This is a genomic window from Acinetobacter sp. Ac8 (genome assembly GCF_055392545.1).
Window position 1 is genome coordinate 1,659,769 of the sequence record NZ_AP043689.1, and the last position, 22,843, is coordinate 1,682,611.

The 22,843-nt window shown below is 38.2% G+C and carries 20 protein-coding genes; 14 read left to right on the top strand and 6 right to left on the bottom strand.

Going from position 1 to position 22,843, the window contains the following annotated elements:
• Positions 1-48: 48 nt before the first annotated feature.
• Genes fdhD through ACZ5QH_RS07845 form a run of 4 tightly spaced genes read left to right on the top strand, consistent with a single transcriptional unit; the run spans position 49 to position 2,946 of the window.
• The gene (gene fdhD / locus ACZ5QH_RS07830; protein WP_303576527.1) at positions 49-837 is read left to right on the top strand and encodes a formate dehydrogenase accessory sulfurtransferase FdhD; all 789 of its coding nucleotides are present in this window, start codon (positions 49-51) and stop codon (positions 835-837) included.
• A gap of 41 nt (positions 838-878) precedes the next feature.
• A complete protein-coding gene (modA, locus tag ACZ5QH_RS07835; RefSeq protein ID WP_303576528.1) occupies positions 879-1,622 on the top strand; it encodes a molybdate ABC transporter substrate-binding protein in 744 nt (247 codons plus the stop codon).
• Between the two features lie 9 nt (positions 1,623-1,631).
• Positions 1,632-2,321 carry a molybdate ABC transporter permease subunit gene (modB, locus tag ACZ5QH_RS07840; protein WP_004820372.1) on the top strand — a complete coding sequence of 230 codons (690 nt, stop codon included), beginning with the start codon at positions 1,632-1,634 and terminating at the stop codon, positions 2,319-2,321.
• Positions 2,322-2,325: 4 nt separating this feature from the next.
• Positions 2,326-2,946 carry a molybdenum ABC transporter ATP-binding protein gene (locus ACZ5QH_RS07845; protein WP_034614138.1) on the top strand — a complete coding sequence of 207 codons (621 nt, stop codon included), beginning with the start codon at positions 2,326-2,328 and terminating at the stop codon, positions 2,944-2,946.
• Positions 2,947-3,318: 372 nt separating this feature from the next.
• Here the strand turns inward: ACZ5QH_RS07845 and gigD are convergent, their stop codons facing one another.
• Entirely contained in the window at positions 3,319-3,771 is a 453-nt protein-coding gene (gigD, locus tag ACZ5QH_RS07850; protein WP_004721649.1) for an Lrp/AsnC family transcriptional regulator GigD, read from the bottom strand.
• Positions 3,772-3,914: 143 nt separating this feature from the next.
• Between gigD and kynU the strand changes: the two genes are divergently transcribed.
• The 5 genes from kynU to ACZ5QH_RS07875 all read left to right on the top strand — a co-directional run bounded on the left by kynU (position 3,915) and on the right by ACZ5QH_RS07875 (position 11,527).
• A complete protein-coding gene (gene kynU / locus ACZ5QH_RS07855) occupies positions 3,915-5,168 on the top strand; it encodes a kynureninase (RefSeq protein WP_034614141.1) in 1,254 nt (417 codons plus the stop codon).
• Between the two features lie 46 nt (positions 5,169-5,214).
• The gene (locus ACZ5QH_RS07860) at positions 5,215-6,582 is read left to right on the top strand and encodes an amino acid permease (protein ID WP_034614144.1); all 1,368 of its coding nucleotides are present in this window, start codon (positions 5,215-5,217) and stop codon (positions 6,580-6,582) included.
• 470 nt (positions 6,583-7,052) lie between these two features.
• A complete protein-coding gene (locus ACZ5QH_RS07865; RefSeq protein ID WP_034614145.1) occupies positions 7,053-8,324 on the top strand; it encodes an MBL fold metallo-hydrolase in 1,272 nt (423 codons plus the stop codon).
• 453 nt (positions 8,325-8,777) lie between these two features.
• Positions 8,778-9,932, top strand: a complete 1,155-nt coding sequence (locus ACZ5QH_RS07870; RefSeq protein ID WP_303576529.1) for a porin — start codon at positions 8,778-8,780, stop codon at positions 9,930-9,932.
• Between the two features lie 608 nt (positions 9,933-10,540).
• Complete coding sequence (locus ACZ5QH_RS07875; RefSeq protein ID WP_303576530.1) at positions 10,541-11,527, top strand: AraC family transcriptional regulator; 987 nt, start codon at positions 10,541-10,543, stop codon at positions 11,525-11,527.
• A gap of 214 nt (positions 11,528-11,741) precedes the next feature.
• On the opposite strand, the gene ACZ5QH_RS07880 is transcribed toward ACZ5QH_RS07875, so the two are convergent.
• A complete protein-coding gene (locus ACZ5QH_RS07880; protein ID WP_303576552.1) occupies positions 11,742-12,440 on the bottom strand; it encodes a DUF1826 domain-containing protein in 699 nt (232 codons plus the stop codon).
• A 590-nt stretch (positions 12,441-13,030) separates the two neighbouring features.
• Between ACZ5QH_RS07880 and ACZ5QH_RS07885 the strand changes: the two genes are divergently transcribed.
• The 5 genes from ACZ5QH_RS07885 to ACZ5QH_RS07905 are packed head-to-tail and all read left to right on the top strand — an operon-like array spanning position 13,031 to position 17,942.
• Positions 13,031-14,278, top strand: coding sequence for a dienelactone hydrolase family protein (locus ACZ5QH_RS07885; protein WP_004820381.1), 1,248 nt, complete (start codon positions 13,031-13,033; stop codon positions 14,276-14,278).
• Between the two features lie 16 nt (positions 14,279-14,294).
• Positions 14,295-15,086 (top strand): SDR family oxidoreductase, encoded by a 792-nt coding sequence (locus ACZ5QH_RS07890; RefSeq protein WP_303576531.1) that lies wholly within the window; start codon positions 14,295-14,297, stop codon positions 15,084-15,086.
• 55 nt (positions 15,087-15,141) lie between these two features.
• Positions 15,142-16,380 carry a styrene monooxygenase/indole monooxygenase family protein gene (locus ACZ5QH_RS07895; protein WP_303576532.1) on the top strand — a complete coding sequence of 413 codons (1,239 nt, stop codon included), beginning with the start codon at positions 15,142-15,144 and terminating at the stop codon, positions 16,378-16,380.
• Positions 16,381-16,408: 28 nt separating this feature from the next.
• Complete coding sequence (locus ACZ5QH_RS07900; RefSeq protein ID WP_004721623.1) at positions 16,409-16,945, top strand: flavin reductase family protein; 537 nt, start codon at positions 16,409-16,411, stop codon at positions 16,943-16,945.
• Between the two features lie 49 nt (positions 16,946-16,994).
• Positions 16,995-17,942 (top strand): SphA family protein, encoded by a 948-nt coding sequence (locus tag ACZ5QH_RS07905; RefSeq protein WP_303576533.1) that lies wholly within the window; start codon positions 16,995-16,997, stop codon positions 17,940-17,942.
• Between the two features lie 117 nt (positions 17,943-18,059).
• On the opposite strand, the gene ACZ5QH_RS07910 is transcribed toward ACZ5QH_RS07905, so the two are convergent.
• From ACZ5QH_RS07910 to antA, 4 genes are all read right to left on the bottom strand, one after another.
• Positions 18,060-19,118 (bottom strand): AraC family transcriptional regulator, encoded by a 1,059-nt coding sequence (locus ACZ5QH_RS07910; protein WP_303576534.1) that lies wholly within the window; start codon positions 19,116-19,118, stop codon positions 18,060-18,062.
• A gap of 581 nt (positions 19,119-19,699) precedes the next feature.
• Positions 19,700-20,731, bottom strand: coding sequence for an anthranilate 1,2-dioxygenase electron transfer component AntC (antC, locus tag ACZ5QH_RS07915; protein ID WP_303576535.1), 1,032 nt, complete (start codon positions 20,729-20,731; stop codon positions 19,700-19,702).
• A gap of 11 nt (positions 20,732-20,742) precedes the next feature.
• On the bottom strand, positions 20,743-21,234 hold the full coding sequence (antB, locus tag ACZ5QH_RS07920; RefSeq protein WP_303576536.1) for an anthranilate 1,2-dioxygenase small subunit: 492 nt from the start codon (positions 21,232-21,234) through the stop codon (positions 20,743-20,745).
• Between the two features lie 2 nt (positions 21,235-21,236).
• Positions 21,237-22,652 carry an anthranilate 1,2-dioxygenase large subunit gene (gene antA / locus ACZ5QH_RS07925; protein ID WP_303576537.1) on the bottom strand — a complete coding sequence of 472 codons (1,416 nt, stop codon included), beginning with the start codon at positions 22,650-22,652 and terminating at the stop codon, positions 21,237-21,239.
• Positions 22,653-22,843: the final 191 nt, after the last annotated feature.

Below are 22,843 nucleotides of genomic sequence, written 5' to 3' on the forward strand. Positions count from 1 at the left end.
TGGATAGTAACCTATGGTTGCTATCCAGAATTGTAAGGAAAGCTCAAGTTGGAACCACAATTTTCAGGTTATGCGTCAGTTCAAATTACACGATTTGATCAAGATAAAACAGATGTTCAGTTTGATCAGGTTGTTCAAGAATATCCGATTGCATTGGTTTATAACGGTATATCTCATGCGGTGATGATGGCTACACCAACGGATATCGCAGAGTTTGCAAAAGGATTTAGTCTTTCTGAAGGAATAATTGCCAGTTTAAAAGAACTTTACTCGCTTGATATTATTCACAACAATTTTGGTATACAGGTTGAGATGAAAATTTCATCAAAAGCTTTTATGGCATTAAAACAACATCGCAGAATGCTGATTGGTAGAACAGGATGTGGTTTATGTGGTATAGAAAGTCTTCAACAACTTCAATTTTCATTACCAAAAATTAGTTCTACAATCCAATCAGAATGGTTAATAGAAATTCCTAATGCAATCAAACAATTAAAAAACCAGCAAAAGATTACTGCTGTGACTGGCGGAGCGCATGCTGCTGCTTGGGTTGTGGAGGGGAACATTCATGCTATTTTTGAAGATGTTGGACGACATAATGCGCTAGATAAATTACTGGGTCATATCTCAGCAGAGAACTTTGATTTGTCAAAAGGATTTGTGGTGATGACCAGTCGAGCAAGTTATGAACTGATTAGAAAATGTGTTGTATTAAATATCGCATTACTTGCAACAATTTCTGCGCCTACCAGTCTGGCAATAGAGATGGCACAAGCTTCAGGTCTCACATTGGCAAGCTTTTGTCGGGGTGACGGTTTTGTCCTTTATAGTCAGTAATGCTTAGCGATCAATTTTTTGTTATTCAAAGGAAGATGTCGATGAAAAAATTTTTATTTAGTTTAAGTTTGCTTGCCATGGGCCATGCTTATGCAGAAGATACTATCACAGTCTACGCTGCAGCCAGTTTAACCAATGTTCTAGCAGAACTAGATCAAAAATATGAAAAGAAAAATAATATAAAAGTTAAAACATCTTATGCCGGTTCATCGACACTGGCAAAACAGATTGAAGCAGGGGCACCAGCCAATTTGTTTATCTCTGCCGATGAGCAGTGGATGAATTATTTACAAGATAAAAAATTGATTGACCCTAAAAATAGAAAGAATCTACTTGGCAATCGTTTGGTATTGATTAGCCCGAAAAATCAAAACATACAATTCAAAATGACTCCGTCCTTTGACCCGACCACCGTATTTAAAGGCAAGCTTTGTACAGGCGATACCAAAAGTGTTCCTGTTGGAAAGTATGCGAAGCAAGCTTTGACCTCATTGCAGTGGTGGGAAAAAATTCAGCCGCGTTTAGTTCAAGCTGAAGATGTTCGCGTTGCACTGAATTTTGTGGCACGTGGTGAATGTAATGTGGGGATTGTTTATTTAACTGATGCTGCAATTAGTCCAGACGTTAAGGTTATTGCTGAGTTTCCGTTAAACACGCATACACCAATTGTTTACCCAATGGGGATGGTAAAACCGACCCCTGAAACTGTTAAGTTTTATCAATATTTACAAAGTAATGAAGCTAAAACTATATTTAAAAAATATGGCTTTAGCGTTCTCAATTAGAAATCGGTTATGTTTGATGTACTGTCACCAGCAGAAATTGAAGTCTTAAAACTCTCTTGTAAAGTTGCTGGTTTTTGTCTGATTTTTAGCTTGATTCCAGCCATTATCGTTGGCTGGATTTTGGCACGTAAAGATTTTTTCGGAAAATCATTATTTGAAACATTGATTTTTTTACCTTTGGTGTTACCGCCAGTTGTGCCAGGTTTTTTACTTTTACAAGTTTTTGGTAATCGTGGCTTCTTAGGGAAATATTTAACGGAGTTCGGCCTAGATTTTGCATTTAATTGGAAAGGTGCAGTCTTGGCCTCGGCAGTGATGGGATTTCCATTATTGGTACAATCGATTCGTCTGGCGATTGAACTTGTTGATCAAAAGCTAGAAATGGCTGCAAAAACTTTAGGTGCATCTGCATTTTCAACTTTTATGCATGTGACCTTGCCTTTAGCGAGTAGCGGTATTTTAATTGGTGCAATTTTATGTTTCTGTCGTAGTTTAGGAGAGTTTGGCGCAACCATTACCTTTGTGGGGAATGTTGAAGGTGAAACCAGAACTTTACCGCTTGCGATGTATAGTTTGATGCAACAGCCTGATATGAATCATGCATTGCAACGTCTGATTATGATTTCATTGACTGTGGCATTTTTGGCATTATGGTTTGCACAGTGGTTTCACCGCTATCAAAAGAAAAAACAGAGTTAACGTAATGCATTTTGATTTTAAAATAATCTTGAAATTTGATAAATTTAATTTAAATCAGCAATTTAAATCTGATGAAAGTGTTGTGGGATTATTTGGACATTCTGGTTCAGGTAAAACCAGCATTTTAAATGCGATAGCTGGCTTACGTACGCCACAACAAGGCTGGATCAAAGTGAACCAAGATACTTGGTTTGATCATAAAACAAAAATAAATATCCCCACTCAAAAACGCCGTGTGGGTTTAGTCTTTCAAGATGCCCAATTATTCCCACATAAAAATGTTATGGGGAATTTAAAGTTTGGATATAACCGAATCGATGTTGAGCGACGTCAGTTTGAGTTGGACTATATCGTTGAATTATTAAAGCTGAGCCATCTGCTTGGTCGAATGCCAATACATCTGTCTGGTGGCGAAAAACAACGTGTGGCATTGGGGCGTGCGATTTTATATTCGCCGAATATTCTGCTATTAGATGAACCTTTATCTGCATTGGATGCAGAGCATAAAGCTGAAATTATTCCATTCTTTCAACAAATAAAGAATGAGATTAAAATTCCTATGTTATATGTGACTCACGATATCGAGGAAGTCAAACTGTTAACAGATAGCATTTGGCACTTATGATGATTGTCGATTGGGTTTAATTTGAAAAGTTCATTTTATATTTTTTCTAAAAGAAGTAACGTTGCATGCTATGGGCGCCCGTTTGGTATTTCAGCTCATCAAACATCATGCTAACAAATAATAAAAAATATACGTAAACAGGTTCACAATATTCTAAATGAGCAAATGAAACTTCTTAAAAAATACTCAAGCTCATTAGACGAAAGCTTTTGGTTGCTTAAAAATTATACATCTTAGGGTATTCTTTAAAAATTTTAAAAAATTACTTTGGTTCATGGTTTTAATATGTATTTAATTAAACCATATATGGGAGGAGGTTGCTGAACCCTTTGTGGTGTTAGATAGTCGTTATGATGCTCAACTAAGTAAATTTTAAATCAAACTCTTTTGCACCACTTTTTTCAAAACGATCTTCGAGTTTATATTCATAATGCCTTTAATCTTATTGAGCTTATTGATGATAAATTGAGAAAAAGAATCTAGGTCTTTTGTTGCTACCCACAAAACATAGTTAGATTCGCCAGTAATAATATAAACGTTGATTACTTCATCAAAATCCCTAATTTGAGTCATAAAGGTGTGATGATCTTCATCTGTAAGATGAGCCAACTTGATTTCAACCATTGCCTCTATTTTGATACCCAATTTTGCATAATTTATTTTCGCTTGGTATTTTTCAATAATTCCATTTGATTCCAAAATCTTTACTCTACGATGACAAGCAGAAGCAGATAAGTGCACAAGATCAGCCAGATCTTGATTGCTTAAGCGTGCATCTTCTTGCAACAGTTTTAGAATTTTAAGATCAATAACATCTAAATCCATGATGGGATATCCTTCAAATATAATCCACTTAATTAGAATTATATATCAAAATATAAGAAAATGACTAGATAATATCGAATAAATCATATTTTCATCATGATAATATTTAACTAAATAAAGGACGATTTCCAAAAGGAGAAAACATGATTACACGTGAACAATGTCAAGTTTGGGATAAGGAAGACCCACTAGCACAATTTAAAAACGAATTTTCACTTCCAACAAATGTTATTTATCTTGATGGTAATTCATTAGGTGCTCGACCCGCCAAATCATTAGATTTAGCACAACAGGTTATTTCTCAAGAATGGGGTAATGACCTGATTAATAGCTGGAACACCGCAGATTGGTGGGGATTATCTACGCGTTTGGGAGATAAAGTTGCTGAATTAATTGGTGTAAATGCAGGTGAAACGGTTATTTCCGATTCAACGACATTAAACCTTTTTAAGGTCTTATCTTCAGCTGTGAAAATTCAAGCAGAAAAGGATGCTTCACGTAAAGTAATTATTGCTGAGAAGGATGCCTTTCCAACGGATATCTATATCATTGAAGGATTTTTGGATCTTATTCATCAAGGCTATCGTTTGGAATTAATTGAAAACGGAAATGACTTAGATGTACTCTTAAATCAAAACGATGTTGCTGTGGTGGTGCTTTCACATGTGAATTATCGTACTGGCTATTTGTATGACATGAACGAAATTAACCAAAAAATTCATGCTCAAGGTGCTTTGATTATTTGGGACCTTTGTCATTCTGTTGGTGCTGTTCCGATTGAATTAAATCAGACAGATAGTGATTTTGCGATTGGATGTACTTATAAATATTTAAATGGTGGCCCTGGCTCTCCAGCTTTACTTTGGGTTAATCCGAAGCATCACAATAGGTTCTGGCAACCCTTATCTGGATGGTGGGGGCACAACAAACCTTTTGATATGGCTCAAAACTATGAACCAGCCGTAGGTATTCGTCGTTATTTATGTGGAACTCAAAGTATTATTTCAATGAGTCTCATTGAGTGTGGTTTAGATATTTTCCTCAATACCAGTATGGAGAAAATTCGAACAAAATCGCTAAAACTGACTGATTTATTCATGGCTTTAGTTGAGCAAGAATGCGCTGACTTTGGATTCGAAATGATTACCCCAGTTGCGCATAAACATCGCGGTAGTCATGTGAGTTATAAGCATCAATTTGGTTATGAGATTATCCAAGCATTAATTAAGCGCGGGGTAATAGGTGATTATCGAGAACCTGAAGTATTACGTTTTGGAATCACCCCTCTATATCTCGGTTTTGTTGATATTTGGGATGCTGTACAGCACCTAAAGCAAGTCATGATATTAGGTGAATGGGAGAACAGCGAATATCAAGTTCGCGGGCAAGTCACTTAATCTAAGTTGCTTTATAAACAAAAATACATTTACCCAGGAGGGGTTTATGAATAATTTTGATGAAATTCAAACTAGGGAATCGGGCCTACATAAAAAATTGACTGCAAAGCAAATGAGTATGATTGCCATTGGTGGTGCGATTGGTACTGGCTTATTTATGGGGAGTAAGTTTGCGATTAGTTATGCAGGTCCTGCAGTTATTGTCAGTTACGCTATTGGTGGATTAATCGCTTTTGCACTGATGGCATGTCTTGCAGAAATGACGGTTCAGCACCCGACCTCAGGATCTTTTGGAGCTTATGCAGAACATTATATTAGTCCATTAGCTGGGTTCTTAGTGCGTTATAGTTATTGGGCTTGTATGGTTCTTGCGGTTGGTACTGAAATTACCGCTGTCGCTGATTATATGAAAATGTGGTTTCCAGATGTTCATGCTTGGTTCTGGATCGTGTTTTTCTCAGGCACTTTGCTTGCGGTTAATGCTTATAGTGTTAAAGCCTTTGGATTGGTTGAATATTGGTTCTCTACCATTAAGATTTTTGCCATTATTGTATTTATATTACTCGCAATTGGAATTCTCACGCAAAATACTGAGCAAAGCCATATCACGGCTCATTTAACTGGTCATGGGGGATTTTTCCCAAATGGTTTTAGTGGGGTCTGGATTGGTGTCATTATTTCTATTTTTAGTTATCTCAGTATTGAAATGATTGCTGTGGCAGCAGGTGAAGCTGCTGATCCAGAAAAAGCGGTAAAATATGCATTTAAGAGTACGGCTGTACGGTTGATTCTATTCTATTTACTGTCACTATTTTTAATTGTGACACTAGTACCATGGACTGAATTGATTGGAAAAGATGCAACCAGTCCGTTTGTCACAGTCATGAGACTGGTCGGTATCCCATATGCGGACAGTATTTTAAACGCTATTGTTGTTGTGGCCGCACTTTCAGCGATGAACAGTATGCTCTACATTTCTACCCGTATGCTTTTTAGTTTATCACGTGCAGGAGATGCTCCAAAAATCTTTGGAAAAATCCGCAGCAATGGTGTGCCCATAAATGCATTAATGCTTTCTGCCATAGGGATTGGAGTTGCGAGTGTAGTTTATAGCATTAATCCAGAGTCAGCATTTCCTATCATGATTGCACTTTCCATGTTTGGTGCATTATTTACTTGGGGAAGTATTTTTGTAACACATATATTTTTCCGTAAACATCTTGCAAGCCATCAAACAGTACTGAAATTTAAAATTCCAGCAAGTCGGCTTATCTCATTATTAGGTTTGATCAGTATATTTAGCATTACGATTACCACTTGGTTTACCGATGAGTTTAAATCAACATTGCAGTTTGGTATTCCATTTTTAATGGTTCTATTAATAATTTATTGGTTTAAAAAGAAAATTTCTTGAACGAATGGAATAATATTAAAACAATTCGCTGTCTATTAAAGCGTGGAATGGGTGGTAAGGAATAGCCTTATAAAAATGCAAGATCGCATGTTAAACATCAAGCAAATTATTGAGGTCTAATGACATTAAGTTTTTATATAGCTGAGTAGCATAATGTGAGCTAGACCCCGTGAATAGGATGGTATTTATAAAATAGAATATAATCAGTAATTTTTCATTATTATTTAAATTTTATTCAAAATATCGTTGTAATTAACCTAAAAATTAGAAAGATTGTTCAAAAATGATTGTTAAAATTATGATGAGTAAAATGTAAAACCTTAAGTGAAGGATTCTCTTACTGGCTGAGATTAATAGAAAACTAACGCTATCAACTCAATAGTTTTGCTTTGAAAATACCGTAATCGATGAAATTACAGAAAATGATGTGCTGTGATTTTTAAAGACTGTTTTATATAAAGGGAATTAATATGAAAAATTTAAAAAAATATTTGTGTGTTGCTATTTCCACTTGTTTTATTGGCCAGTTGAGTTTTGCCGCAGATGAACAAGCGTTTAATCGTACTGATACACAATCAAAGAGTTTAAAGAGTGCGACACCAAGTTACTTGCAGCGTCAAGCTAAACGAGTTAGAGCGACTCCACCGCCACGCACTGGAATGTACCTTGTTATGTTGGGGACTAGAGCAGGACCTTTCCCAAGTCTAAGGGCTGCGACATCAACAGCGCTGGTTGTAGATGGTCAAGTCTATGTTATTGATGCAGGATCAGGTTTGGTACAACGCTTTTATGAAAGTGGTCTGAATTTTGGCGATGTGCGTGGAATTTTTATTACACACTTGCACTCTGATCATGTGGATGATCTGTATCCATTTGTGAATGTTAACTTCCCTAATTGGAAATATGGTAAACAAGAAATTGCATTGGTTGGACCAGATCGTGCTGACTCGAATGGTAAATTAGGTGATGATGCTGGATTTGGTCATTTACCAAATACTAAATTAATCCATGCTGAAGACCCAACGCCAGGCATTAAAGAATTAATGCAGCTACATTTTGCTGCGAATGCCTATGATATGAATAATGCAATTCATACAGTACGTCGTGCAGATGATCAACCACGAGATTTGACCGGAACAAATGGGCAAGGGATGTTAAACATTATGGCATTACCTGCACCTAAAAATGCCAGTCCTAGCAATATGTCACCTGTGATGAACCCGATACAGGTCTATCAAGATGATTATGTAAGAGTGACTGCAGCATTGGCTCAGCATCCACTGGTATATCCAGCTTGGTCTTATCGCTTTGATACTAAATATGGATCGGTCACATTTAGTGGTGATACTGCTCCAAATGAAAATTTACTTCGTTTGGGTAAAAATACCGACATTTTGATTAATGAAGTGATGGATGTAAATGCAGCTGTAGCAGTGTTTGCAGGTACACCTTTAGAAAAAACCATGACGACACAGATTTTAGATGGTCATACAGCGATTATTTCAGGAACAGATCCTCGTAATCGTAAAGCAACCTTAGGTGTAGGTGCATTTGCTACGAAAATGGGGGCTAAGGGATTGGTATTGAACCATATTTGGCCCGATAATGAAAAAATTAATAGTGAATATTTACAAACAACAGCTGGGCGTGAGTTTAAAGGTCCTGTCCATGCGAGTGAGGATCTTGATGTAATTAATATTGCTGAATTTATTCAGAATCAAGGGAATATTCATAAAAAATAGTTTGATGACGATATGCAATCTAAAACCGAATTGGTTATCCATTTCGGTTTTTTTGAAAAGAATAAACCAAGAGGAATTTGGTTCTTAATAACACATAAAATCGATGAGATGATCCTAAAGTCGTATTAATATATTTTTCTAAAATTTCTAATAAATGTGATATTGGGTTTTAATAATCCGCACATTAATAGGGAGTTGTTGAATAAATTATTAAAAAAACTCTAGTAGTATAAGTAATTCTAAAATATTGATGCTTTGAATATTTTGCCGTAAATGTGATTGTAATATTATGCTTGTTGAAGTTCTGATTTGAATGAATAAAAATTTCAGAAAATTTTAATCATAATTTAAATATTACATTGAAATACACGGATAATATTTAATTGTTATAAATTTCATGATGGTTAGAAAGGATAGTCTAACGATTTAAATCTGAATAACAAGGATGTAGAAATGTTAAAAAATACATTAAAAATTGCTTGTTTCACATGGGTAATACTAAATGCAACAACAGTATTTGCTGAAGTTGAGCTGATTAATCAAGATCAAATTTTTTCTGATCAAGATAGTTTGACAGTTAAAACACATGGGAGCATGCGCTTACAAGCTTTAAACTTTGATGAATATAATGCGAACAATCAAAGTCAAAAATATCGTAGAAATGGTTATAGTGCTGCGAGCCGTATGTATTTAGATCTTGATTATAAATTGAATGAAAATACACATTTAATTGTAGGGTATCAAAATTATTTCAATTTGCCAAAAATCTTGGATTGGGATGGTCATTATGCCAAGAATGATGAAGAGTTCACAACGATTCAAGCCTATGTGGGTATGGAAAATTCTCAATATGGCACATTAAAGTTTGGCAAAATGTATAGTATTTACCATGATGTCGTTGGAGTAAAAACAGATCTTTGGGATTACGATATGCTAGGTCAAGTTTCTACGTGGAGTCCTTTTTCATTTTTTGATGGAACCTTAGTTTCAAGTAAAACATTACGTTATGAAAAGAAAAATCAATATGTTGATTTTTATGCAGCGTATTTATTTGGAGATGAAACCTCACTGAACAACTTCCACTATAAGTTGAAATCAGGTGAAGAGATCGCAACCGATGTTCATTTGAGCAAAAATTTACATTGGGGAACTTCTTATAAACATAATCAAGTCAGTTTATCGGATTCACAAGATAATCATAATCTATCTCAACATGTAATCGCTACAGCTTTATATTATTTTGATGGTCAGTGGATGTGGGGAGTGGGAGCAGGATGGTATAAGAACTTAGTGCCGAATAATCTTGCGCGCAATCAGCCAGCGCCTTATGGCGTAGAACATTATTTGGATACTGAAGCTTATGGTATTGAATACTATGCAGGATATAAGTTTAAAGTGCAAAATTATGGTATTCAATCGATACAACCTTATGTTATGGGTGATCATATTAAATATACTCAAGGTGAGGATTTTTCAAGACGCGATTTGGGAGTAGGTATGGCATTGCGCTTTAATTATGGTATTGGTTTTGACTATGAGCGATTATATACCAGTGATAGTAAAGCAACGCCTGATCTGCATTTATTTAGACTTCGTTATCAATGGTAATCATCAGTAGTTTTCTTGCATAAGTTTTTTTAAAGTATAAACCTATCATTCTAGCCTTCTTCAAAGTGGAGAAGGCACTTTGAATAGCAGTATGATTTTCTTAACATGCTTATTTTTTGATTTATTCAATAGAGGTCGAATTATTTTAAATAATTTTGATTATTAGATGTAAGCTTTAATAAATAATGATAAGTATTGCAGGTTATATTGAGTATCGCTACAAGTTAAGGTGAATTAGAGTCAATAGCCTCATAATTTTTCATTATGTTGAAGATAGCTTAAATAAACAATATAGATGATGGGAATTCTAGTTTTTTGGATATCTTAATATCTATGCTTATATTTTTAATCACAAGCTAAAGAAAATAATATTTTTATGTTGTAGTCAGATTTTTAAACGCTGGAGACCTTTTGCAAGGGGACTTATTTTAGTAATAATTTCATACTCAAATAGTATATAAGTTCTCAATTAAATTTGTTATAAAGAAAGATACAAAATTGATTTTCTACATTGTGTATGGATAAACAGAGCTTAATATTTTAAGGAAAGGAATTGGCACGTAATTTGCCCCTTAACAAGTATTGAGCGTTAGCTAGGTGAAAAGAATATGTTATCACTAAGCCAAGAGATGGATCTAAATCACTATTCCCGTCAGGCAGAATTTGCACACAGTTTAATGTCCTCAATATGTGGGGAGCATCATTTAGATACATGCGGTCGAAATGTCTTAGATTTCCATTATGAAGGGATTCGATTACCCCACAAGCGTATGGCGATCGGTAAGATCAGCTATGGTGCAAATGTACTCATTAACACGTCTAATTTAAGGGCATATAGTATTAGCTTGCCGATTCAAGGTAAGCAGACTTTAGCAATCAATGGCACCAATTATATTTCCAGTGCGGATAAAGGCTTAATTTTATCTAATGCAGATTTACAAGATTTAGCGATTGATAAAGATTGTAAAAAATATCAAGTGGTTATTCCTGAAAAAAGTATGCAGAAGGTGTTAGGAGAATTACTACGTCGGTCTGTTGAAGAGCCCGTGGTTTTCAATCCTGAAATGAGTTTGAAGATTGATCAGGGGATCGGGATGTGGTGGCAAAATATTAATCATTTTTTGTTGCTGCGATCTCAATACAAAAGTATGCAGGGCTTACAACTTTGGTCAGAGGATTATGAAAATTTCCTGATTAAAGCTTTATTACTCTCGCAAGAAAATAATTATTCAAGCTTGTTAAGATCCTTATCTGATCAACAAGCGCCAGAATACTTACGTAAGGTATGCGACTATATTCAGAAGTATGCCCATGAGGAGATTCGTGCAGAAGATTTGCTAAGATTAGCTGGCGTATCAAAGTCTAAATTATATGCTGAATTTCAACAGTATTATGGAACAAGTCCTTTGACTTTTTTACGTAGATATCGTTTACAACAAGTTTATAAGACCTTAAGTACCTCTATGGATAAAAATATTTCCATTTCAAAATTAGCTTTTGATTGGGGATTTAATCACTTGGGTCGTTTTTCGCATGAATATTGTGAAGAATTTGGAGAGAATCCAAGTGAAACCAAGAATCGAGTAAAAATATAATCTATTAATTCATTCGCGCTTTTAACCCGATTCTTTCCAAAATGGGAAAGCGTTAATAAACCACTTTAGTCTCTTGCTTAAAGTGCGAGTCGTTGATTATTTTAAAATGGAATTACACAGCATTATTTACAAGCGCGTGCTTTGATCAACCGTTTTAAACTTGTCATATCGAGCGGCAATTTTTCTCTATTTATTAGCTGTATTGGGGCATGTTCTAACAAATTAACAACAACCTATACTCGCCATCCTTTTCAACGGGCGCTCGATGAACGCAAGGTAAAACCTGTTGGGTTGGATGATCTACCGCTAAGCGCCAAAGATGTCCTGAGCCTAAATTTACAGGTTCTGAGTTGGGTTTCGGCTGGTAATGCAGATCAAAAAAATACTCTTGCAGAAAGGTTTCAAATTCTGCTTCAGGACCGTCATGTAATGCTTTAAGCTTTTCCCTGATTTCTGGGATCAAAATTTTTTGTTCCACTTGATCATTGGAGATGATGTCACTGGCAGCGCCATGATAGGTACATAAAAAAGTATCTGTTTCAATGGGTGAACGATCAACATGATACGAATATACATCTGTAGAAATGAAATCCAGATCTTGATCCCGTTCATAATGTTTAAGTAAATTCAGTGAAGGCGAAGCGCCGAAATCAGTTAATAGTTGTATATCGTTTAAGATGATGTCCCTTGCCAGAATACCTTTTTCTGAAAGTTGTAGTGCTAAAAGATCTTCAGTGGAAACTTCGGTAATATTTTCTTTTAATTCAAGTTTAGACACAATTTCTTTAAAATCACCCAGCAAATCTCTGTTCCAACAAATAGCATTTATCTCGCCTTGAAATGTCGTATTTACAAGTTCAGAAAAAGTCGTTACTACACGAACTTGATTGTTGTCAGAAAATGCAAGGTGCATATTAGAATTTAATAAATCAGAAACCATGTCTAATATATTCACTCAGCTTGCTAGAATCAGCTTTATAGAAGTTGGGACGAATCGCACAGAAGCGTGCATTACATGTAGCGTTGAACATAGCTTACTGAACAACAGGGTATTGTTGCAATGTATTGCTGAGAGAGATGGACTTTAACAATGAGTTCTATTGAGAACTTTTGCAAAATTGCAGATTTACTTATTGCTTACTGATGTGGTGAGCAAAATCTTGTTTAAGATAATGTTGTTCAGAATAGTAGATGACAAGATATTTATAAAAAGTGGCAATCAGCTTCTATCATAAGTCCTTATTAAAACCACAATTCAACATAAAAGCCCTCTCATCCTCGCCTCAGCCCAAAGGCAATTTCAATATCAAAACGATTCGCTCAATATGCTCATTTTTTGATTTATGAAAAAGATCTAATGATTTCTAAAATAAATTTTATGCATTGAATTTTCATCTTTCACAGTATTCCGCACTGATTGGATAATCCTCGCAGATTTTGGACAGACGTTAAATACCTTTCACAGACATGATAACGCTAACGGTTAGGTCTGGAGTGGATGAAATGTCAGGTCAATATATTGAAGTAAAAACACAAACAGGGAAGTCATTTGCTGGGTATTTGGCAATTGCAGAGGGCGGAAAAGGGCCTGGAATTGTACTGTGTCAGGAAATTTTTGGTGTGAATGCAGCAATGCGTATCAAGGCTGATTTTTTGGCTGAGGAAGGCTATACCGTATTGGTTCCAGATTTATTCTGGCGGACTGCACCCCGCATTGAACTGGGTTATACCGAGCAAGATTTTCAAAAAGCCTTCGAGCTTTATCAACACTATGATGAAGATCAAGGTGTCGAAGATATTCAAGATAGCTTGAATTTTCTCAAAACTTTAGAGAGTTGCGATGCCAGTGCAGGCTTAGGTGTCGTGGGATATTGTCTGGGTGGAAAACTGGCGTATCTGGCAGGTTGTCGTATTCCTGAAGTGGCCTGTGCAGTGGGGTATTACGGGGTAGGAATCGAGAAGACACTCGATGAGCTTGAAAATGCCAAAGGTCGTGTAGTTTTACATATTGCTGAATTAGACAAGTTTACACCGCCAGAGGCACGCCAGAAGATTCTGGATGCTGCCGCCCAATATAGCAATGTTCAGGCTTATGTCTATGAGGGTGTAGATCATGCCTTTGCCCGACCAAACAGCGAACATTATCACAAACCTTCCGCACGCTTTGCCCATGAACGCAGTATTACCGCACTGCATCAAAGTATCGGACCAGTTTATGATTTGGTTGCACTTTGGGAAGCGCATATCCGTTATGAATTTGATACACGCGATGTACCTGCCACTATGGCAACCATGGTGGCGCAACCCTATGTCAATCATATTCCAACATTGACAGGTGGTGTGGGATATAGCCAACTTGCCCGCTTCTATCAATATCACTTCGTTCATCAAAATCCTAAAGATATGAAGATCACGTCGATCTCACGCACTGTTGGTTCAACACAGGTGGTGGATGAATTCATTATGAGTTTTACCCATGACAGTGAAATTGACTGGTTACTGCCGGGAGTCGCGCCAACAGGGAAGTATGTTGAGATTCCTATGCTGGGTGTGATTCAGTTCCGTGGCCCAAAACTCTGCCATGAACATATCTACTGGGATCAGGCATCCGTTCTGGTTCAAATTGGATTACTCAATCCTAAAGGGCTACCCGTTGCTGGTGTAGAAACTGCTCAAAAACTACTGGATGAAGATTTGCCATCCAATACCCTCATGCCGTCTTGGTCAAGCAGCGAAGGCAAATCGTTTTAACTATCAGGAGTGGAATATGGATATTCAATTGAATCAGAAAATCGCTGTGGTCAGTGGCGGCGCAACCCTGATTGGTCAGGCCGTAGTTCAAGCATTGGTCGATGCAGGTGCAAAAGTCATTATTCTGGATATTGACCAACAAGGACAGCAAGTGGCGGATGCCATGCACGGACAGGCGCAATTTATTCAAACTGATTTAAGCAGTGATGTGGCGATTGTAAACGCAGTAAAAACAATTCACGACAGCTTTGGCAAAGTTGATTATTTGGTCAATCTGGCCTGTACCTATCTGGATGATGGCTTTAAATCCTCACGTGAAGACTGGTTACAAGCATTGAATATTAATCTGCTTTCGGCAGTCGAATTGACCCGTGCGTTTTATGAGGATTTAAAAACCAAGCATGGTGCGATAGTCAATTTCACCTCGATCTCCGCCAAATTTGCGCAAACAGGACGCTGGCTTTATCCCGTTTCAAAAGCAGCGATGCGACAACTCACCCAGTCCATGGCGATGGATTTTGCAGCAGATGGGGTGCGGGTTAATTCGGTATCACCTGGTTGGACATGGTCACGGGTGATTGCCGATGTCAGTGGCAATAACCGAATCAAAGCTGATGCCGTAGCAGCTGACTATCACTTGCTGGGACGTCTAGGTCATCCCGAAGAGGTGGCCAATGTGGTGCTGTTTTTACTCTCGCCAGCCGCAAGTTTTGTGACGGGCGCAGACTATGCCGTCGATGGTGGTTACTCCGTCATGGGGCCTGAAGGGAATCAACCAGCTATTCCACGTTTAGCCGATGAAGCGTGATAGCAAATCAAACATTTAAAACACTCAATGAATTAAAAAATATGGGAGAACCATGATGCGTCGTATCGCTATAGTAGGAGCGGGTCAATCTGGATTGCAGCTCGGTTTAGGATTATTAGACACAGGTTATGAGGTGACGATTGTCACCAATCGTACTGGCGATGAAATTCGTCAGGGCAAGGTCATGTCGAGTCAGTGTATGTTTCACACTGCCTTGCAAACAGAGCGTGATGTTGGACTTAATTTTTGGGAAGAGCAATGTCCAGCGGTTGAAGGGATTGGATTTACACTGGTCAACCCAGAAACAAAACAGCCTGCCTTTGCATGGAGTGCGCGATTGGAGCGTTATGCACAATCGGTAGATCAGCGCGTCAAGATGCCGTACTGGATGGAAATGTTTGAGCGTCGGGGTGGTCAGTTGATTATTCAAGATGTTGGAATAGATGAACTGGAACAGCTCACTGCTGAATATGAGCTGGTCTTACTGGCCGCAGGTAAGGGGGAAGTGGTTAAACAGTTCGAGCGTGATGAAGCGCGTAGTTGTTTTGATAAGCCACAACGCGCGCTTGCTTTGACCTATGTGACAGGTATGAAGCAAATGTCGCCGTATTCACGTGTGACTTTTAATGTGATTCCAGAAGTGGGTGAATATTTCTGTTTTCCAGCACTTACAGTTACAGGTGCTTGTGAAATTATGGTGTTTGAAGGCATTCCCGGTGGGCCGATGGATTGCTGGCAAGATGCAAAAACACCAGAACAGCATTTGCAAATGAGTAAAGATATTTTAAACAAATATGTGCCTTGGGAAGCAGCACGTTGTGAAAATATTGAATTAACCGATGCAGGTGGCTATCTGTCTGGACGTTTTCCACCGGGAGTGCGTAAACCGATATTAACCCTGCCATCTGGTCGTAAAGTTTTTGGTATGGCCGATGCATTAGTGGTGAACGACCCAATCACTGGGCAAGGTTCAAACAATGCCGCCAAGTGTAGCAAAATTTATTTCGATGCCATTTTAGCGCATGACAATCAAACATTTACAGCTGAATGGATGCAACAGACATTTGAACGTTATTGGGCATATGCCGAAAAAGTCGTGGCTTGGACCAACAGTTTATTGTTGCCTCCACAACCGCACATGATTGAGCTTTTGGCGGCGGCTGAGCAGAACCATGCCATTGCTTCGAGTATTGCCAATAATTTTGATAATCCACGCAATTTTGCCCCATGGTGGTTTGATCCAGAACAGGCACAGCATTTTATCGAATCGAAAAGCTGTCAAAAAGTGGCTTAACAGGGAAGCAAAGTCAAAGGTGAATGGTATGAATATCAACACATCGCAGGAACTGGATTTAAAACCGATTGATACGGAAAATCCAAGAGAAATCCGCAACCTGTTAGGGCAGTTTGCTACAGGGGTTACGGTGATTACAACCCGTGGACGAGATGGACGAAAAATTGGGATGACAGCCAACTCGTTTTCTTCACTGTCACTCGATCCGCCGCTGATTTTATGGAGTTTGTCAAAGACTGCACCAAGCTTATTGGATTTTACTGAGGCCGAATATTTTGCGATTCATATGCTGGCACAAGAACATCACTCACTTTCAGGGCATTTTGCCCGTGGTTCAGAGGATAAGTTTGCCAACATTGCACATCGTGAGTGTGAGCGCGGTTTACCGTTACTAGAAGATGTATTGGCAACATTGGTATGTAAAAACGTAAATCAATATGAAGGGGGGGATCATCTGATTTTTATTGGTCAGATTGAACATTATCAACATCGTATTGGTGAGCCATTGGTGTTTCATGCGGGCAAGTATCGTATTGCTGCAGCGCATCCAGAACTGAGTATTTAACAGCAACAATCACGATCAATTTTGATCGTGATTTTTTCGGGGATCGAAAATGAAAAATAATGTGATCAAAAGAGGTTTTCTTGCTGGAACAGTGGTCTTAACAGCGGTTGCAGCACACGCATATGACTTGCCAACAGTGAATCTGGGCATGACCAGTTTTCTGGATGGTGGACTGCCTGCTGGGCCGGGGTGGTATTCTCAAACGTATCTGCAAAATTATGATTCGAACAAGTTAAAAGACAATCAAGCTCATCGGTTAGCTTTACCCAAGACCGACTTAAATTATCAAGTCATTGTTGAACAAGTTAGTTATCTGTCCGATGTGCGTGTAGGTGAACACGCATCGTTAGGATTGAATGTGCTGATTCCATTTGTCAGTAAAATGGATATGGATGATGGTTTAAATAATGCCGCGATTAAAGCCCAAGGGGGTTTTGGTGATCTGATGATTGGGCCATTTATCCAGTTTGACCCAGTCATGGGCAAAGATGGGCCCAAATTCGTACAACGTTTTGAATTTCAGGTTAATTTACCGACAGGGAAATATGATCAGAATAAAAATATTAATCCGGGCAATAATGCCGTCTCATTTGATCCATACTGGGCAGCAACTTATTGGTTTAATCCAAAGTGGACGGTTTCTACACGTCTGCACTATTTGTACAATTTTAAAAATGATGATCCAAATTATAGCTTTGGTCTTGCAGATGATATTCAGGCAGGGCAAGCGATCCATGCCAATTTTGCAACCGACTATGCGCTTACACCACAATTACGCTTAGGGATCAATGGTTACTGGCTCAAGCAAATGACTGACACGGAAGTAGAGGGTGAAAAATTAACAGGCACACGTGAACAAGTGTGGGCGATTGGACCGGGGGCGATGTATAGCTTTTCTAAACATGATCATATCGTGACAAATGCCTATTTTGAACAGGATGCAAAAAATCGTCCTGAAGGAACTCGTTTGCAATTACGTTATATTCATCACTTCTGATTTGAAACGCTATGGCAACATCCTGACAGATATACTTGACCTATTTAGATACGTCTAAATAGGTTTTTTAATTTTTTATAATGAATAAAATCTCTTTAACTAAATCTCATCGGTTGCTTAAGAATATGGCTTAAACCTAAGATCTTGCTGTTCAAGGGTGCTACGGCGTGTACAAGAAGGTAATTCACCATAACGACGTTTATATTCCTGAGAAAAACGCCCAAGATGACTAAAGCCCCATTTAAACGCGACATCTGTGACTGAGACATGCTCATTTTGTAGGAGTTCCATATGCGCTTGTTCAAAACGCAACTCTTTTAAGTATGACATTGGAGTGGTGTTTAAAAAGCTTTTAAATCCTGCAAATAATGTACGTACGCTTACGCCTGCCTGTTCAGCCAATTGTTCAATGGTTAAATTTGCGTGTAGATTTTCACGCATATAGGCTTCAGTACGTTTGACAAAATAAGGTGAAATGGCTTTTTCTCGGTACTGATCGATTTGATGCAATAAGCTGTTGGCTTGGCCGTAAATCAGGGCATTAAATAGACTGGATTCAAACTGCTTAAATGCCATTGGGTGATGCAAAGGATGCTGTTCACAAGCAAGCGCATCCATCAATGTACGCATCAATTGGAAAAAATAAGCACCGCCTTGGGTAGAAAGATCAAGCTTGGGTTCAAAAATAGGAGGGTGCTGCTGTGCGTCTGGAAGATGCTGGCGGCAATGCTGTAAAAGGTCATCTTTATCAATTTTAAGAATCAGCTGTGGGGAGTTGGCATGCCAGCGCATTTTTAGCGATTGTTCGGGTGAGATTAGAGAGGCAACTTGCGGATAAGAAATAAATTTTTGTTGATTTATTTCAATTTCTGCATATCCCTGTGTTGGAATTTGAATCAGATAAAATTTTTCTAAATGGTCAGGTTCAATATAGACATCGGCACTGTATTCTAGACGACTGATGGATAATCGTCCTGCTTTAAGATGGTGCATGGATGAGTGAAAATCGTTTTGTTGTTGTACGATTTTTAATAGATGTGGTTTGAAGATTTGCCCAACACTTTTGCAGGTTTCGCCCAAGTCTTGATGCTGAAAGACTAAGTTTTGTGATGAAAAAATGGGGCATTGCTGTAAATGACGTCCATTGAATTCCATAGTAGGATCGACCTGACTCATAAATATTCCTTTTGGCTGGCTTGTTTATTACAGCTAATCTTTATGTCACATGATGACCTGATTAAAAATGCACTAAACAATACTTAAAACTTTAAGTGGCTGGCAGTGATATAAAGAGTTAAGCAAAAAATAGACCAAGTAAAATACCGCGATACAACATATTTTTAGTCTAGTTTGGCGTGATCAAATCAATAAAAACGTCATGGTATTTTTAAAAAAATAAAGGATAGCGTTGATCATGCTTTGTACTCTTTATATGATCCTATTCCTTAAGATCTATCTCTATGTATAGCAAATCTGACTAAAATGATCAATTTATTTTTGGTTGTTTTTATTGGTTTAAATTATTGAATAATATGATTATATTAAAAATCCTCATATTATTTTAAATATCAGGATATAACAAAACTGAAATATTCAGACGACGTAGAAAAAATATCCAAATTCCATCAATAAATCATTCTATGATTTCGCTATTTAATAAGTTTTGTTGCCCAATTAAGATTTGAATCATCTTGAGCTTAACCCTGCTGTGAGTTGGTGTCATATCTTAAGATATGACACGCATTTTGTTGTTAAAACTAAGTTCTAACCGTATTGCTCTGTAAGAATTTCTCACTGTAAATCGAACAACCTTCGATAGACTGCTCATCTAGCCAAGATTTGACGGCTTCGATCATCGGTGGCGGGCCACATAAGTACATATCGAAGCGTTGTTGTTGAAGTTGTTGTTTATCCAGATGTTGATGGATATAGCCTGATTTTCCTTGCCATAGTTCTGAGGCGCTTGAAATGATCGGATGATAACTAAAGTCTTTGATCTTTTCTGCATAGGCGATCAAACGCTTTTGTTCACATAGATCGGCTTCTGTATTGACACCATAATAGAGTTGCACTGAGGGTTGATTTGGTTGATCGGCAATATTATCGAGCATACCTAAAAAAGCCGATAAGCCTGTACCACCTGCAATAAAGATCAGAGGGCGTTCAGCTTCACGTAGGTAAAAACTACCTAAAGGTGCTTCCATTATCAGGCTTTGTCCGATCTGACAACGTTCTCTGAGATAATTACTCATTACACCATCTGGCAGCAGACGAATTAAAAACTGAAGTTGATTGTTGGCATTGGGACGATTGGCAAATGAATAAGAACGCCAATCGTCAGTCTCTGGAATTTGTAAACGTGCATATTGACCCGGTAAGAAATTCAGTTCCTTGTCAAAACTACTGGCATCGAGATGCAAGATCGCGGTGGTTTCTGAAACCAATTCAATAGCAGTAACTACTGTGGTGATTTTTAAAGCTTCACCCGCATTACAGATTTCGGAACTATGATCGAAATAAAAAGCGGCATTAGACTTAACTCGTGTTTGGCAAGCCAGCATTTTACGTTCAGCCAAATCACGTTCGCTTAATGCATCCTCATCGACATATTCTTGTTCATAAATACCCGTTTCACATTTTCCCTGACAGGTTCCACAAACACCTTCACGACAGTCAAGCGGAAGGTGGATTCCTTGACGAACTGCTGCATCCAACAGTAATTCATCTTCCTGTACCGCGATAAAAAATGTTCTACCATCGGCAAAGTTGAGTGCAACAGAATGACTCATTGTATTTCTCCTTAGACGTGATAGAAATCGAGAACCGAATCTATCTTGTCATTAAGCAATACGCTGTGTTGACGACGAATACGGAAGCTATCTTCAGTTGGACGGAGTAAATAAGTGGCATGACCATAAAAGCATCCTTCAAGGCCCTGACGATTATAAAGCGTGCGCCAGCTTACCTTTGCCTCGACCAAACCATCTTCCTGAGTCTTTACTTGTACATTGTGAATATTATGTTGAGTGCGCGGTAAAGGCGTTGCAGAAGCTGCTTTTCCAGTGCGGATACGGAACACACGATCTTCAAGTCCTGAACGATCGGGGTAATAAATATAGGACAAACCTTGATTGGGATCTTCAACGTAGTGATGATCATCAATCCATTGTGGGATATGATATTCGCTGTCTTCATCATAGAGTTCGAGATAAGCATCCCAATCATAGCGATCACACAGTTCCGCTTTTTTATAAAGAAATTGAGAAACTGCAAAATGAAGTTCTTGAGACATGGTTACACCTCATCCGTAACAGATTGATTTAAAAAAGTGACTTCTTGCATCTTAAGTGCTTTTTTATTGAGTCCATTGAGGAGCAGGCGTTGCCAGTGACCATGCTGGTTGACATATAGTCCTTCATGGGTAATTTCACGTCCTGTGATCACCGGTTCAATACCAAGGTCTTGTGAGTTTTGTGTTGGACCATAATTCCATTGATGATAACCGCGTGAGATATCACTCCAGCGTTCTAAACGGCCCTGAAAGCCTTTTTGTTGTTCGCGGAATTCCACCAGATCATCTGGTGTACCCAATCCAGATACATTGAAAAAGTCTTCAAACTGACGAATACGGTTACGACGTGCCTCCGCTGATTCACCTTTGACACCAATACATTGGCTAATAACTTCAGTTTTATTCCACGCCACTGGGCGGACAATACGCAGTTGTGAACTGATCTGATCCATAAAGAACAGGCTTGGATAAAGGTTGAGGTTACGTAAACGATGCATGGCCCATTTAGCGCGTTTTTCCCCAAATCTTTCCAGTAGATAAGGCATCACCACATCATAACCAGGACGTACTGCTGAATTTGGCATATCGCTAAACAGCACACTATGCCCATTTTTAAAGCTAAACCAGCCATCGTCAGTTTCGGCATCACCCGCACCTAATTTACTATAATCAAGTGTGTCGAGTTCACTGCCATTGGCTGCGTTGACTTGCTGGCGATGTTGAACGGTGGAAACATAGTTATAATGCACGGTACTAACGTGATAGCCATCCAGACCATTTTCATTTTGTAGTTTCCAGTTGCCTGCAAAAGTATAAGCAGATTTACCTTGTAATACTTCAAGCTCACCTGTTGGTGATTGATCAACCATTAAGTCAAGAAACACTTTAGTATCACCTAAAAAGTCTTCCAGTGAATCTGTAGCCTGAGTATTCAGACTGACAAAAACAAATCCACGATAGCTGGCAATACGGCCTTGTTTTAAACCACGGCTGGATTTATCAAAATCTTCACAATATTCATTTGGCGCTTTGACCTTAACCAAACGGCCATCCGACTTATAACACCAAGCATGAAACGGGCAGGTGAATACAGACTGATTGCCTTTGGCCACACGGGTCAAGGTTGCACCACGATGCTCACAGGCATTGACCATGGCATGTAGTTCGCCTTTACCATCACGGCTGATAATGATCGGTTGTCGGCCAATCTGTACTGTAATGAAATCATTGTTATTGGCAATTTCACTTTCATGGCAAGCGTAAATCCAGACTTTTTCAAAAATGAGTTCCATTTCGAGATCAAACAGTTCTGGTTCGGTAAACATATCGCGAGCAATTCGATAAACACCATCATTTGGTCGAAAATCGATACAGCTGTGTACAAAATTTTGCCATTCGGCGAGGTTACGTGCAGTCATGGGCTCTTCCTCTATCCAATCAGTCCTTTGTTTGATTGAACCGCGATTTAAAGAAGGGCTCTATCCAGATTTTCCATGTGTTTATCCACTTTATGCAGATTAAATGCTTAGATACATTTTTCTTGAGGAGATTGCGATAGGATTGTTGAATCAACTTTGCATATAAAAAGATGCATGCTTTTGAAATAAAT